Source organism: Micromonospora sp. NPDC005252, from assembly GCF_042872475.1.
Taxonomy (GTDB): domain Bacteria; phylum Actinomycetota; class Actinomycetes; order Mycobacteriales; family Micromonosporaceae; genus Micromonospora.
Map to the genome: position 1 here is coordinate 2,557 of NZ_JBIAKN010000009.1, position 13,459 is coordinate 16,015.

Below are 13,459 nucleotides of genomic sequence, written 5' to 3' on the forward strand. Positions count from 1 at the left end.
GGTGGGGGGGTCGGGGGTGGGGGCGCCGGCCGTCACTACCCCCCCCCCCCGGGCCGGGGGGGGGGCGGGGGGCGCCGCCGCCCCGGGGGGCCCCCCCCCCGCCCCCCCCCGCCCCCCGCCCGTACCACCGGCACGTCGCCGGCATCCCACACGAGCCCCACCTGACCCGGTACGCTGTGGCGCCCCCACCCTCCGACTTCCCGAGGATCCGCGTGCCGTCCGAGCTGACCGTCACCGACCCACCGGCACCTCCCGCGGTCAACCCGGACACCCCGCCGCCCGCCCGCCCCCACCGCCGGCTGCTCATCGCGCTGGCGGCAGCCTGGCTGGTTCCCGCGGTGGCGTACCCCCTGCACCTCGCCTGGCTGTTGCCCCCGCTCGTGCTGCTGGCCACCGCCAGCCTGCTGCGCGGCGGCCGCACCCTGCTCGACCGGCTCATGCTCGCTGTGCTGCTGCTCGTCGGCGCCACCACCATCGCCGGTCTGCTCTTCTCGGTCTGGCCGTGGGGGCTGCACCCCGTCGCGGTCACCGGCGCCGCGCTGACGGCGCTCACTCTCATCGCGGCGGCCACCGGTAGACGTCCCACCCTGCCTCGCCCCGGCTGGACCGACCTGCTGCCGATCGTCGCCACCGTCGCCACCGTCGGCTACCTCACCCTGCCCTGGCTGCGCGCCTCCACCCTCGCCGGACGCCTCAGCCTGCTCGCCCTCGGCGAGGACAACTTCCGCCACGTCGCCCTCGTCGACGCCATCGGCCGGCACGGCGGGTACGTCTTCCTCGACCCGGCCGGTTCCCGGGACGACATCGTCTCGTTGCTCGTCCGCTATCCGCAGGGCTGGCATTTCACCACCGCGCTCCTCGACGCGCACCTGCGCTCGGCCACCGGCACTCCCAGCGGGGTCAGCAGCCTCACCCACTACGGATGGTGGTGCTTCGCCACCCTCGGCCTCCTCGTGCTCACGCTGTTCTGGGCCGCCCAGCGACTGTCCGGTCCGCAGCACCCGCTGCACCGGGTCGTCCTGACCATCGTCATCGGCGCCCTCGTCCTCGGCAGCCAACTGCCCCGCCTGCTGATCGCCGGCTACCCCAGCGAGGTGCTCGGGCTCGCCCTCGCCGTCGGGCTGACCGCGCTTGTCGTACGCCCCCTCGCCGGCAACCGGGAACAACTCGTCCTGCTCGGGGCCCTGCTCACCGGAATCGGCTTCACCTACTACCTGTACCTCCCCCCGGCCGGGCTGCTCGTGCTCGGCTGGCTCATCGCGCACCGCCGCGAGCTGACCCAGGTCCGCCGTACGCTGCTCGGCGTCGGCCTGCTCACCGCGCTTCTCGCCCCGCTGCCCCTGCTGCTCGGCATCCTCGGCGCCGGCCAGACCGAAGCGCTCGACGCGAAAGCCGGCCCGGAACTCGCCGAGGCGTGGCACGCCCTGCTCGGCCTCACCCCGATCGTGCTGATCGGCCTGGTGATCCAGGCCCGCCGCGCCGACCGCGCCTGGCGCCGTCACCTCGCGGCCGTGCTGGTGGCCGTCGGGTTCGCCCTCGCCATCGCCCTGGCCAACATCGTCGCCGGCGTCCAGCCCGCCTACTACTTCATGAAGGGCACACACCTCGCCCTCATCGGACTGATCGTCGGCACCGCCGCCCTGGTCCGGCTGCTGCCCGTCCCGTCCGGCGGCGAGCGCGGTGTCCGCGCCGCCGCGATCCCCGCGCTCGCCGCCGCCCTGGCCGTGCTCACCGTCGTGACCCTCTGCGGGCTCACCGGTTGGCGCGGCAGCGTGCTCGTGGTCGACAAGCAGAGCTGGACCCAGCTGTGGGTCCGGCACAGCGTCGACAAACCGTCGAGAGTGGCCCAGGTCTGCGCCGCCGCGTACCGCCGTCATCCCGTCCAACCGGGCACCGTCACCGTCGTGCTGGACCGGGGCGGCTACCGCGGCTACGTCGAGTCGATCTGCCTCTCCGCCCTGCAGGGCACCACCGCGCAGACGGAACGGGCCATCTATCTGCCGATGTTCGAGGAACCGGAGCGCACCCGCAAGATCCTGCGCGGTGCGCGCGGCCCGATCCGGCTGCTGATCAGCGACCCGTCCGCGCAGCGACGCGTCGACAAGCTGCTGACCAGGTACCCCGAGCTGCGCCCCCGGGTCACCACCGTGCCAATGATCATCAAGTACTGAACGCGGCGGGCGGGCCACGGGCCGACACCCGTAACCCGCCCACGCCGCCGTGCCCCCGTCCCCGAACAGTCGGACTACGCTCGACGTGACGGGGGACCGGGTCGGGCGAGCGAAGCGGGTAGGTCGATGAGCGTAAGACGGATCATGGGCACCGAGGTCGAGTACGGCATCTCCGTGCCCGGCCAGGCCGGAGCCAACCCGATGGTCACCTCGTCCCAGGTGGTCAACGCCTACGGGGCCCGGCCCGAGCTCAACCGGGGCGGGCGTGCCCGCTGGGACTACGAGGAGGAGTCGCCGCTGCGCGACGCCCGCGGCTTCACGTACTCCGGGGCCGCGTACGACCCCGCCGAGGCTCTCGCCGACGAGGACCTCGGCCTGGCCAACGTGATACTCACCAACGGCGCACGCCTCTACGTGGACCACGCCCACCCCGAATACTCCACACCCGAGGTCACCACCCCCCGCGACATCGTGCGCTGGGACAAGGCCGGCGAGCGGGTCATGGCCGAGGCGTCCCGCCGGGCCGCCACCATCCCCGGCAGCCAGCCGATCCACCTCTACAAGAACAACACCGACAACAAGGGCGCCAGCTACGGCGCCCACGAGAACTACCTGATGCGCCGGCAGACCCCGTTCGCCGACATCGTGGCGTACCTGACGCCGTTCTTCGTGACCCGGCAGATCGTCTGCGGCGCCGGCCGCGTCGGCATCGGGCAGGACGGCGGGCAGAGCGGCTTCCAGATCTCCCAGCGCGCCGACTTCTTCGAGGTCGAGGTCGGCCTGGAGACCACCCTCAAGCGGCCGATCATCAACACCCGCGACGAGCCGCACGCCGACGCCGACAAGTACCGCCGGCTGCACGTCATCATCGGCGACGCCAACCTCTCCGAGATCTCCACCTACCTCAAGGTGGGCACCACCGCGCTGATCCTCACCATGATCGAGGAGAAGGCGCTCGGCCCCGACCTCGGCATCGCCGACCCGGTCAGCGAACTGCGCGCGGTCAGCCACGACCCCTCGCTCACGCACCTCATGAGGCTGCGCGACGGCCGCCGGCTGACCGCCCTGGACGTGCAGTGGGCGTACCTGGAGCGGGTGCGGTCCTTTGTCGACGACCGCTACGGCACCGACGTCGACGAGCAGACCGCCGACGTGCTGGACCGCTGGGAGGACGTGCTGGACCGGCTCGGCCGCGACCCGATGCTCTGCGCCGACGAACTGGACTGGGTGGCCAAGCTGCGGCTGCTGGAGGGCTACCGGGAGCGGGAGAAGCTCGGCTGGGGCTCGCACAAGCTCCAGCTCGTCGACCTGCAGTACTCCGACGTACGCCCGGAGAAGGGCCTCTACAACCGGCTGGTCTCCCGCGGGGCGATGAAGACGCTGCTCACCGACGAGGAGACCCGCAGCGCCATGACCGAGCCCCCGGAGGACACCCGGGCCTACTTCCGTGGCCGCTGCCTCGCCCAGTACGCCTCCGAGGTGGTCGCCGCGAGCTGGGACTCGGTGATCTTCGACGTGGGCCGCGAGTCGCTGGTCCGGGTGCCGATGATGGAGCCGGAGCGGGGCACCCGCGCCCACGTCGGCGCCCTGTTCGACCGCTGCGCCAGCGCCAAGGACCTCCTGGAGACGCTGACCGGCGGCTGAACGCGGCCCCGAAAGCCCGCTGTGCGCCGCAAGCCGGCGCGCAGCGGGCTTTTCGTCGTCCGAGCGAGGTAAGTTCATCGCAGACGATCGTGGAGGAGGCAGCAATGGCCACTCATGACAGCGGCGGCCAGTCGCAGTCCGGCAAGTCCCGCCAGGGCGAGGAGATCGAGGACGTCACCACGGAGGCCAACCCCGAGGTGGCTGAGCGGCACGCCGAGATCACCGAGGACGTCGACGACCTGCTCGACGAGATCGACTCCGTCCTCGAAGAAAACGCAGAGGAATTCGTGAGGGGTTATGTACAGAAAGGAGGTGAATGATACCATATGTCCGATTCGCCGGACGGTGCCGAGAAGGCATGTCCGCAGTGCAAGAGAGTGCTGGCCAGCACTGAGTTCCACCGTGACCGGCGGAGGAAGGACGGGCTGGCCTTCTACTGCAAGGTCTGCGCCGCCGCACGGTCGGAGGCAAGCCGTCGCAAGCGCGGTATTGCTCCGCAGCGGAGATCACCCAGGCCCGTCGGCGAAGGCCTCAAGTGGTGTCCGGACTGTGAGCAGATCAAGCCCCTGAACGACTTTCCCACCACCTCGACCAAGGCCAGTGGTCGGCACAGCTACTGCAAACCCTGCCACAACGCCCGTGGCAAAGAGACGGCGCAACGACTCTACGGCGGCACACGCGAGTACCACCTCCAGCAGCGGTACGGCATCGGGGAGAAGGAGTTTCAGGAGCTCCTGGCCGAGCAGGGCGGGGTCTGCGCGATCTGTGGCGGCGCGGACCCGCAACATCTGGACCACGATCATCGCACCGGGTGGGTGCGCGGGATACTCTGCTTCAACTGCAACGGTGGTCTTGGCCAGTTCCGTGACAGTCCTACGAGGCTGGCCAGGGCGATCACGTACCTGAGAGGAACCACGTGGCAGCGGGCTTTGATCCATCCGGGCGTCTACCAGATGTGTTCACCAACGCGGGGACGTCCTCCTTCACCACGTTTCTGAGCCGGGTGGCGCCCGAGATGCTGCCCGGTCGTCGGCCGCTGCCGCCGGGCATGGCCGCCGACCTGGCGCCGCACGCGACCACCATCGTGGCGATCTCGGCCGCCGGTGGCGTGGTGATGGCCGGCGACCGACGGGCCACCATGGGCAACCTGATCGCCCAGCGCGACATCGAGAAGGTGCACCCCGCCGACGCGTACTCGCTGGTCGGCATCGCGGGCACCGCGGGCATCGGCATCGAGCTGATGCGACTGTTCCAGGTGGAGCTGGAGCACTACGAGAAGATCGAGGGCGCGATGCTCTCGCTCGACGGCAAGGCCAACCGGCTGGCGTCGATGATCCGGGGCAACCTGGGCGCGGCCATGCAGGGTCTCGCCGTGGTGCCGCTGTTCGCCGGCTTCGACCTGGCCGCCGCCGACCCGGCGCGGGCGGGGCGGATCTTCAGCTTCGACGTGACGGGTGGCCCGTACGAGGAGACCGGGTACGACGCGATCGGCTCCGGCTCGCTCTTCGCGAAGTCGGCGCTGAAGAAGCGTTTCCGGGCGGGCCTGTCCGTGGACGACGCGACCCGGCTCGCGGTCGAGGCGCTCTACGACGCGGCCGACGACGACACCGCGACCGGCGGACCGGACCTGACCCGCCGGATCTATCCGGTGGTGATGACCGCTACCGCCGAGGGCACCCGCCGGTTGACCGACACCGAGACGGCGGCGATCGCCGAGGGTGTGGTCGCCGGCCGGATGGAGAACCCGGGCGGATGAGCCCCGTCCACCCCCACCAGTCCGCAGTCGTCAGCACAGCGCCGTAAGGAGAACCGCCGCCGTGGCCATGCAGTTCTACGCCTCGCCCGAACAGATCATGCGCGACCGCTCCGAGCTGGCCCGCAAGGGCATCGCTCGGGGTCGCAGCGCCGTGGTCCTGAGCTACTCCGGCGGGGTGCTCTTCGTCGCGGAGAACCTCTCCAGCGCCCTGCACAAGGTCAGCGAAATCTACGACCGGATCGGCTTCGCCGCCGTCGGTCGGTACAACGAGTTCGAGAACCTGCGCCGGGCCGGGGTGCGAATGGCCGATCTGAACGGCCTGAGCTACGACCGGCGTGACGTCACCGGGCGGGCGCTTGCCAACGCGTTCGCGCAGACGCTCGGCGCGATCTTCACCGAGCAGTCGAAGCCGTTCGAGGTGGAGATCTGCGTTGCGGAGGTCGGGGCGACTCCGGACGACGACGAGCTGTACCGGCTCACCTATGACGGGTCGGTCAACGACGAGCCGGGCCGGATGGCCATGGGTGGTCAGGCCGAGGCGATCACCGGTGTGCTGAAGTCGCAGCACCGGGCGGACATGTCCCTCGGTGAGGCGGCCCGGGTGGCGGTGCAGGCGTTGAGCACCGTCGGTGGTGAGGGCGGCGCGGCCCGCACGATCGCCGCGAACCAGCTCGAGGTTGCGGTGCTGGACCGCCAGCGGGTGGGTCGTACGTTCCGCCGGATCACGGGCGCGGCGCTGACGGCGCTGCTGGACGGCGATGTCGCGGCAGCGGAGGAGCCGGCCGAGGCGGGCGGGCCGGACACGCCGGCGCAGCCGACCACGGAGGCGCACAAGCCGACGACGTCGGCGGGCTCCGCAGACCTGGAGGACAAGCCGGCGGACGGCAAGTAGGACGGGTCATGTCGGCGGGCGGCCAGTTCCCGGGCCGCCCGCCGCTTTGCGTTCCCCGCCCGGCCCGGCCGCGGGTCCTGTGCCGCGGGCGGGCCGGTACGTCGGCCGCTGGCGATACGCAGCGGGCGTGGGCGGCGCGGGGTCAGAGCCCTCCGGTCACCCCGGGCGTGACGGCCTCGCGGTGCGGGACGTCGGTGGGGGTCGTGCCGCTGGCGCGGGTGCCGCGCAGCAGGGCGGCCATCGTCGCGGCGACCACCACGGAGCCGATGGCGTAGCCGAGCTCGACCCGTAGCGCGGTGGCGACCGGGGCGAGGGTGGCGACGACCAGCGCGGCCACGCCGACGGCCCAGGCGACGGCCTGCGCCCGGTGCCGGTCGAGGGCGAGCAGCGCCTGGCCGAGGACCATCGCCCAGAGGTAGGCGAGGGTGGCTGCCGCGAGCCAGGCGAAGTCGCCGTGGCCGAGGACGTCGGGCGCGTCGAACAGGGTCTGCACCAGCCACGGGCCGAGCAGGACGGCGAGCACGGCGCCGGTGAGGCCGAGCGCGGTGACGACGCCCAGGGCCCGGCGCAGGAGGCCGTTGAAGGCGGTGCGGTCGCCGGTGGTGGCGGAGGTGGCGAGACCCGGGAGCAGGGACGCCTGCAGCGACGCGAAGACGAACAGCGGGATCCGGACCAGCACCAGCGCGGAGAGCAGGGCGCCGGCGGTGGCCACGTCGGACGGGTCCAGCACCTTGACGTTGATCACGCCGATGTTGACGACGACCTGGGAGAGCAGGCTGGACGCGATGAGCAGACCGAGGCCGCGCAGGAACGAGGCCCAGGCGACGGGGACGCCGCCGCCGATGACCCGCAGGACCGGTGGGGCGGTGACCGCCACGCCGATCAGCGGCGCGGCGATCAGCACCGCGCCGAACCAGACGGGGGAGGTGACGCCGGTCAGACCGAGCAGGGCGACCAGGACGATGCGCAGGCCGCCGTCGACGCCGAGCTGGGTGCCGTACCAGGGGAACAGTTGCAGGCCGGAGAGCACGCCGCGGGTGGTGTGTGCGACGGCGAGCGCGGCGAGCGACCCGATCAGCACGGTGACCATGTCGTTGTCACCGGCGAAGAGCCGGTCGGCGAGCGGCGCCCGGGCGATGACGATCAGCGCGACGATGGCGATGAGCAGACCGAGGGCCAGGGCGGCCCCCCGGGCCAGCACGGGCCCGGGGGTGAGGCCCTGACTGTGCCGGCCGGCGACGAGGCGGGCGACCTCCTGCTCGACGGGCATGAACAGGCCGATGCCGAGCGTGAAGACGATCGTCCAGAGCGCCGCGAGCGACGAGTAGTCGGCCTCGGTGAGGCTGTGCCCGGCGACGGCCAGGTGGACGTAGGAGGCGAGCCCCAGCAGGGCCAGGCCGGCGCCGACGGCGACGGTCCCCGGTGGGACGAGACTCAGGAGCCGGCGGATCACCGGCGAATGAGCGCCAACGTGAGCACGGCGAAGGCGCGACCGAGGTAGATCATGGCCTTGGCCGGGGAGTGGCTGGGAGTGCCCGCCATCCGCTTGCGCATGGCCACCGGCACCTGGCGGATGGTGTAGCCCCGCCGGGCGGTGTGCACAAGCGTCTCGACCGTGTCGCCCAGGTACTCCACCGGGTACCAGGTGGCGAACATGTCGATCACCCGGCGGTTGGCGGCCCGGAAGCCGGAGGTGGTGTCGGTGAGCTTGGTGCGGGCGACACGCGAGAGGACGCCGGAGAGCATGACCATGGCCCAGCGGCGGGGGCCGCGGACGCTGTAGTCGCCCTCGCCGGCGAACCGGGCGCCGATCACCAGGTCGGTCTCGTCGAGCAGGTCGACGAGCTTCGGCACGTACCGGGGGTCGTGCTGGCCGTCGGCGTCGATCTGGATGGCCACGTCGTAGTCGTGGTCGCGGGCGTACCGGTAGCCCAGGCGCATGGCGCCGCCGACGCCGAGGTTGTACGGCAGCTTGGCGACCCGGGCGCCGGCCGCCGCGGCGACGGCGGCGGTGCGGTCGGTGGAGCCGTCGTCGACGACGAGCACGTCGACGCCGGGCAGTTCGCCGCGGACCTCGCCGACGACGTCGGCGATCGAGCCGGACTCGTTGAGCGCGGGGATGATGATCAGGACCCGCTTGCCGTTAACCATCGTGCGACACCAGTTCGTCTCGGGCCGCCCGGTCCGCGTCGATCTCGGCGCGCAGGAGGGCGAAGTCTTCTGCCAGGGTGCGGGTCTCTTCCTCCAGGGCGCTGACCTCCCAGCTGAGGTGCACGCAGACCAGCAGGAGGAAGACGATGCCGAGGAAGAGCACGAGGCTCACGCCGGACTGGACGCCGAGCAGCTCGGCGACGTTGTCCAGCAGGCGGGGGAAGAGCGACAGCGGAATGACGATCACCAGGACGCCGAGCCAGAGCATGCCGTACTTCTCGCGGAGCTGCCGGCGGCGCAGCAGCTCGACGATCGTGGCCAGCAATATCAGGCCGGTCAAGCCGGTGACGAGGGTGAGCTTCATGCGACCTTCCACGGGGCGGGTGGAGCGGCGGAGGCGAACGCGGCGGCCAGGGTGGTGTGCCAGCCCGTGAGGGGTGGCAGACCCGCGGCGGCCCAACGGCCGTGCCCTAGCACACTGTACGCCGATCGGGGGATGGAACGGGGGAACCGATCGTTGGTGATCGCCCGGGTCATGCGGTCGGCGCCGCCTTCAGCGGCTCCCACCAGGCCCGGTTGTCGCGGTACCACTGCACGGTCTGCGCCAGACCGTCGGTGAGGTCGATGCTCGGGGCGTACCCCAGCTCTTGGTTGATTTTGGTGATGTCCAGCGAGTAGCGGCGGTCGTGGCCCTTGCGGTCGGTCACCGGGACGACCCGGTCCCAGCCGGCGCCGCAGGCTTCCAGCAGCAGACCGGTCAGCTCCTTGTTGGTCAGCTCGGTGCCGCCGCCGATGTTGTAGACCTCGCCGGCGCGGCCCTTCTGCTGGACCAGCGCGATGCCCCGGCAGTGGTCGTGCACGTGCAGCCAGTCGCGGATGTTGCCGCCGTCGCCGTAGAGCGGAACGGTGCCGCCGTCGAGCAGGTTGGAGACGAACAGCGGGATGACCTTCTCGGGGAACTGGTACGGCCCGTAGTTGTTGGAGCAGCGGGTGACCACCACGTCCATGCCGTGGGTGCGGTGGTAGGCCAGGGCGAGCAGGTCGGAGCCGGCCTTCGAGGCCGAGTACGGCGAGTTCGGCGCGAGGGGCCAGGTCTCCGTCCAGGAGCCCTCGTCGATCGACCCGTACACCTCGTCGGTCGACACGTGCACGAAGCGGCCGGTGCCGTGGCGCAGCGCCGCGTCCAGCAGCGTCTGGGTGCCGAGCACGTTGGTGGTGACGAACGGCGCGGCTCCGGCGATCGAGCGGTCGACGTGCGATTCCGCCGCGAAGTGCACGATCACGTCGTGCCCGGCGACCACCTCGTCGACCACACCGGGGTCGCAGATGTCGCCCTGCACGAAGCGCAGCCGCGGGTCGTCGCGCACCGGGTCGAGGTTCGCCAGGTTGCCCGAGTAGGTGAGCTTGTCGAGCACGGTCACGCCGGCGGGGTCGACCGCAGGCACGCCCGAGGCGGTGCCACCAGGCACGCCCAGCAGCATGCGGACGTACTCTGAACCGATGAATCCGGCACCGCCGGTGACGAGGATCCTCACGGGTCCAGGAGTGTACGCGAAGCGGTGGGCCGGCTGTCGGCGGCGACCACCGACATGCCGGCGGGCTGGTAGCGGCTAAGCTCCCCCGGTGCGCGGAATCCTACTCGCCGGCGGCACCGGTTCCCGGCTCTGGCCGATCACCCGGGCAGTGTCCAAGCAACTGATGCCGGTCTTCGACAAGCCGATGATCTACTACCCCCTCTCCACCCTGGTGATGTCCGGGGTGCGGGAGATCCTGGTGATCACCACACCGGAGGACCAGGACCAGTTCCGCCGGTTGCTCGGCGACGGCAGCCAGTTCGGGCTGCGGCTGGAGTACGTCACGCAGGCCCGCCCGGAGGGCATCGCCCAGGCGTTCGTGCTGGGCGCGGACTTCATCGGTGACGAGTCGGTGGCGCTGATCCTCGGCGACAACATCTTCCACGGCGTCGGCCTGGGTCGGCAGCTCGCCGCCCACGGCGACCTGGTCGGCGGCCGGGTGTTCGCGTACCCGGTGGCCAACCCGCAGGAGTACGGGGTGGTGGACTTCGACGCCGAGGGGCGGGTGCTCTCGATCGAGGAGAAGCCGGCCCGGCCGAAGTCCCGCTTCGCGGTGCCCGGCCTGTACTTCTACGACAACCGGGTGGTCGACATCGCCGCCAAGCTCACCCCGAGCGCTCGCGGCGAGCTGGAGATCACGGCGGTCAACGAGGCGTACCGGGAGACCGGCGAGCTGTCCGTCACCCTGCTCGACCGGGGCACGGCCTGGCTGGACACCGGCACGTTCGCCTCGATGATGCAGGCCGGCGAGTTCGTCCGGGTGATCGAGGAGCGGCAGGGCCTGAAGATCGGCTGTGTCGAGGAGGTGGCCTGGCGGGCCGGCCTCATCGACGACGATCAGCTGCGCGCGCTCGCCGAACCGCTGGTCAAGAGCGGCTACGGCGACTACCTGTTCGGGCTGCTGGCCGAGAAGAACGAAGCGCGGGTGGGCCGATGAAGATCCGGGAGCTGGGCATCGAGGGCGCCTGGGAGATCACCCCCCAGCAGCACGGCGACCCGCGCGGCATGTTCATGGAGTGGTACCGCTTCGACCACCTCGCCGAGGCGGTGGGGCACCCGCTGCGGCTGGCCCAGGCCAACCTGTCGGTCTCGGCGCGCGGCGTGGTGCGCGGCGTCCACTTCGCCGACGTGCCGCCCGGGCAGGCCAAGTACGTGACGTGTGTGCGCGGCGCGGTTCTCGACGTGATCGTGGACCTGCGGGTCGGCTCGCCGACCTTCGGCCGGTGGGAGGGCGTCCGGCTGGACGACACCGACCGGCGGGCGGTCTACCTCAGCGAAGGGCTGGGGCACGGATTCTGCGCGCTGACCGACGACGCGACGCTGAGCTACCTCTGCTCGGCCACGTACAACCCGACCGGCGAGCACGCGGTGCACCCGCTGGACGAGGAGCTGGGCATCGAGTGGCCCGCCGACGTCCCGCTGCTGTCCGCCCGCGACGACGCCGCGCCGACCCTGGCGCAGGCCCGCGAGCGCGGCCTGCTGCCGGAGTACGACGCCTGCCGGCGGTTCGTGGCCAGTCTCGGGCCGGACGGAATGTCGCACTCAGCCGGTATGTGACCACCCCCGAAGCACGACCTGTGGTGTGACAGTGACGAACCGGGCCTCCGGGCGGCTAATGTCACACCATGGAGCGGCGAATCTTCGGCCTCGAGACCGAGTACGGCGTCACCTGTACCTATCGCGGGCAGCGGCGGCTGTCCCCGGACGAGGTCGCGCGGTATCTGTTCCGTCGCGTCGTGTCCTGGGGCCGGTCGAGCAACGTGTTCCTGCGCAACGGGGCCCGTCTCTACCTGGACGTCGGGTCGCATCCGGAGTACGCGACACCGGAGTGCGACTCGGTGACCGACCTGGTGGCCCACGACCGGGCCGGCGAGCGGATCCTGGAGGGGCTGCTCGTCGACGCGGAGAAGCGGCTGCACGACGAGGGCATCGCAGGTGAGATCTACCTGTTCAAGAACAACACCGACTCGGCCGGCAACTCGTACGGCTGCCACGAGAACTACCTGGTCTCGCGGCACGGCGAGTTTGGCCGGCTCGCTGACGTGCTCATCCCGTTCCTGGTCACCAGGCAGTTGATCTGTGGGGCCGGCAAGGTCCTGCAGACTCCGCGTGGCGCGGTCTACTGCCTGTCCCAGCGAGCCGAGCACATCTGGGAGGGCGTCTCCTCGGCGACGACCCGCAGCCGACCGATCATCAACACCCGCGACGAGCCGCACGCCGACGCCGAGCGCTACCGGCGCCTGCACGTGATCGTCGGTGACTCGAACATGAACGAGGTCACCACGCTGCTCAAGGTCGGCACCGCCGACATCGTGCTGCGGATGATCGAGGCCGGGGTCGTCATGCGGGACCTCTCGCTGGAGAACCCGATCCGGGCGATCCGCGAGGTGTCGCACGACATCACCGGGCGGCGCAAGGTGCGGTTGGCCTCCGGCAAGGAGGTCAGCGCGCTGGACATCCAGCAGGAGTACCTGGCCAAGGCCACCGAGTTCGTCGAGCGCCGCGGCGGCGACCAGGCCGCCAAGCGGGTCGTCGAGCTGTGGGGCCGGGTGCTCAACGCGGTGGAGAGCGGTGACCTGGAGCCGGTCTCGCGGGAGATCGACTGGGTCAGCAAGCTGCGGCTGATCGAGCGCTACCAGCGTAAGCACGACCTGCCGCTGTCGCACCCCCGGGTGGCGCAGATGGACCTGGCGTACCACGACGTGCGCCGTGGGCGGGGCCTCTACGGGCTGCTGGAGCGTCGCGGCGAGGTGGACCGGGTGGCCACCGACCCGGAGATCTTCGAGGCCAAGGAGACCCCGCCGCAGACCACACGGGCGCGGCTGCGCGGCGAGTTCATCCGGCACGCCCAGGAGAAGCGGCGCGACTTCACCGTCGACTGGGTGCACCTGAAGCTCAACGACCAGGCACAGCGCACCGTGCTCTGCAAGGACCCGTTCCGGGCGTACGACGAGCGGGTGGAGCGGTTGATCGCCAGCATGTGACGGGTGTGCCGGCCCCGGCGGTGGTGTGCCGCCGACGGGGCCCGCCGGCCCGGTAGGCTGGGCGCGCCATGACGACTTCTGAACCATCCGACCGTTCCGAGCGCTCCGGGCGCGGCGCCGAGCGGCAGAACTGGGTCGAACGCCGGCGGGAGAAGATCCGCGCCGAGATCGACCGCAACCGGCGCGGTGAGTACACCGTGCCGACGTGGGTGCTGGCCCTGGCGCTGGTGCTCATCGTGGGCGGCTGGCTCGCCCTGATCTTCCTCGCCTGATCCCGCCCCGCGCTG

The 13,459-nt window shown here is 71.3% G+C and carries 14 protein-coding genes; 10 read left to right on the forward strand and 4 right to left on the reverse strand.

Annotated elements, in window-relative coordinates; all coding sequences use genetic code 11:
• Positions 1-212: 212 nt before the first annotated feature.
• From ACFYPH_RS23245 to prcA, 6 genes are all read left to right on the forward strand, one after another.
• Positions 213-2,171: a hypothetical protein gene (locus ACFYPH_RS23245; RefSeq protein ID WP_355068950.1), complete on the forward strand. Its 1,959-nt coding sequence runs from the start codon at positions 213-215 to the stop codon at positions 2,169-2,171.
• 126 nt (positions 2,172-2,297) lie between these two features.
• Positions 2,298-3,815 (forward strand): depupylase/deamidase Dop, encoded by a 1,518-nt coding sequence (gene dop, locus ACFYPH_RS23250; RefSeq protein WP_354863300.1) that lies wholly within the window; start codon positions 2,298-2,300, stop codon positions 3,813-3,815.
• Positions 3,816-3,919: 104 nt separating this feature from the next.
• Positions 3,920-4,135 (forward strand): ubiquitin-like protein Pup, encoded by a 216-nt coding sequence (locus tag ACFYPH_RS23255; RefSeq protein WP_088948111.1) that lies wholly within the window; start codon positions 3,920-3,922, stop codon positions 4,133-4,135.
• A 6-nt stretch (positions 4,136-4,141) separates the two neighbouring features.
• Entirely contained in the window at positions 4,142-4,813 is a 672-nt protein-coding gene (locus tag ACFYPH_RS23260; protein WP_387184505.1) for an endonuclease VII domain-containing protein, read from the forward strand.
• Positions 4,732-5,571: a proteasome subunit beta gene (gene prcB, locus ACFYPH_RS23265; RefSeq protein WP_234581940.1), complete on the forward strand. Its 840-nt coding sequence runs from the start codon at positions 4,732-4,734 to the stop codon at positions 5,569-5,571. Before ACFYPH_RS23260 ends, prcB begins: the two co-directional genes overlap by 82 nt.
• Positions 5,572-5,632: 61 nt before the next feature.
• Positions 5,633-6,463 (forward strand): proteasome subunit alpha, encoded by an 831-nt coding sequence (prcA, locus tag ACFYPH_RS23270; RefSeq protein WP_354862553.1) that lies wholly within the window; start codon positions 5,633-5,635, stop codon positions 6,461-6,463.
• A gap of 142 nt (positions 6,464-6,605) precedes the next feature.
• Here the strand turns inward: prcA and ACFYPH_RS23275 are convergent, their stop codons facing one another.
• The 4 genes from ACFYPH_RS23275 to rfbB all read right to left on the reverse strand — a co-directional run bounded on the left by ACFYPH_RS23275 (position 6,606) and on the right by rfbB (position 10,149).
• Positions 6,606-7,916, reverse strand: a complete 1,311-nt coding sequence (locus tag ACFYPH_RS23275) for a polysaccharide biosynthesis protein (RefSeq protein ID WP_354862554.1) — start codon at positions 7,914-7,916, stop codon at positions 6,606-6,608.
• Positions 7,913-8,614, reverse strand: coding sequence for a glycosyltransferase family 2 protein (locus ACFYPH_RS23280; RefSeq protein WP_007459917.1), 702 nt, complete (start codon positions 8,612-8,614; stop codon positions 7,913-7,915). Before ACFYPH_RS23280 ends, ACFYPH_RS23275 begins: the two co-directional genes overlap by 4 nt.
• On the reverse strand, positions 8,607-8,978 hold the full coding sequence (locus ACFYPH_RS23285) for a DUF2304 domain-containing protein (protein ID WP_354862556.1): 372 nt from the start codon (positions 8,976-8,978) through the stop codon (positions 8,607-8,609). Before ACFYPH_RS23285 ends, ACFYPH_RS23280 begins: the two co-directional genes overlap by 8 nt.
• A gap of 169 nt (positions 8,979-9,147) precedes the next feature.
• Complete coding sequence (gene rfbB, locus ACFYPH_RS23290) at positions 9,148-10,149, reverse strand: dTDP-glucose 4,6-dehydratase (protein ID WP_355068955.1); 1,002 nt, start codon at positions 10,147-10,149, stop codon at positions 9,148-9,150.
• An 88-nt stretch (positions 10,150-10,237) separates the two neighbouring features.
• Here rfbB and rfbA point away from each other — a divergent pair, with 88 nt between their 5' ends.
• The 4 genes from rfbA (at position 10,238) to ACFYPH_RS23310 (ending at position 13,444) form a co-directional block, all read left to right on the forward strand.
• Positions 10,238-11,125, forward strand: a complete 888-nt coding sequence (gene rfbA / locus ACFYPH_RS23295; RefSeq protein ID WP_354862559.1) for a glucose-1-phosphate thymidylyltransferase RfbA — start codon at positions 10,238-10,240, stop codon at positions 11,123-11,125.
• Complete coding sequence (gene rfbC / locus ACFYPH_RS23300; RefSeq protein WP_363940569.1) at positions 11,122-11,745, forward strand: dTDP-4-dehydrorhamnose 3,5-epimerase; 624 nt, start codon at positions 11,122-11,124, stop codon at positions 11,743-11,745. The genes rfbA and rfbC overlap by 4 nt, the downstream gene beginning before the upstream one ends.
• 68 nt (positions 11,746-11,813) lie before the next feature.
• Positions 11,814-13,172 carry a Pup--protein ligase gene (gene pafA, locus ACFYPH_RS23305; protein ID WP_234581936.1) on the forward strand — a complete coding sequence of 453 codons (1,359 nt, stop codon included), beginning with the start codon at positions 11,814-11,816 and terminating at the stop codon, positions 13,170-13,172.
• 68 nt (positions 13,173-13,240) lie between these two features.
• On the forward strand, positions 13,241-13,444 hold the full coding sequence (locus tag ACFYPH_RS23310) for a hypothetical protein (RefSeq protein ID WP_354862562.1): 204 nt from the start codon (positions 13,241-13,243) through the stop codon (positions 13,442-13,444).
• Positions 13,445-13,459 lie beyond the last annotated feature (15 nt).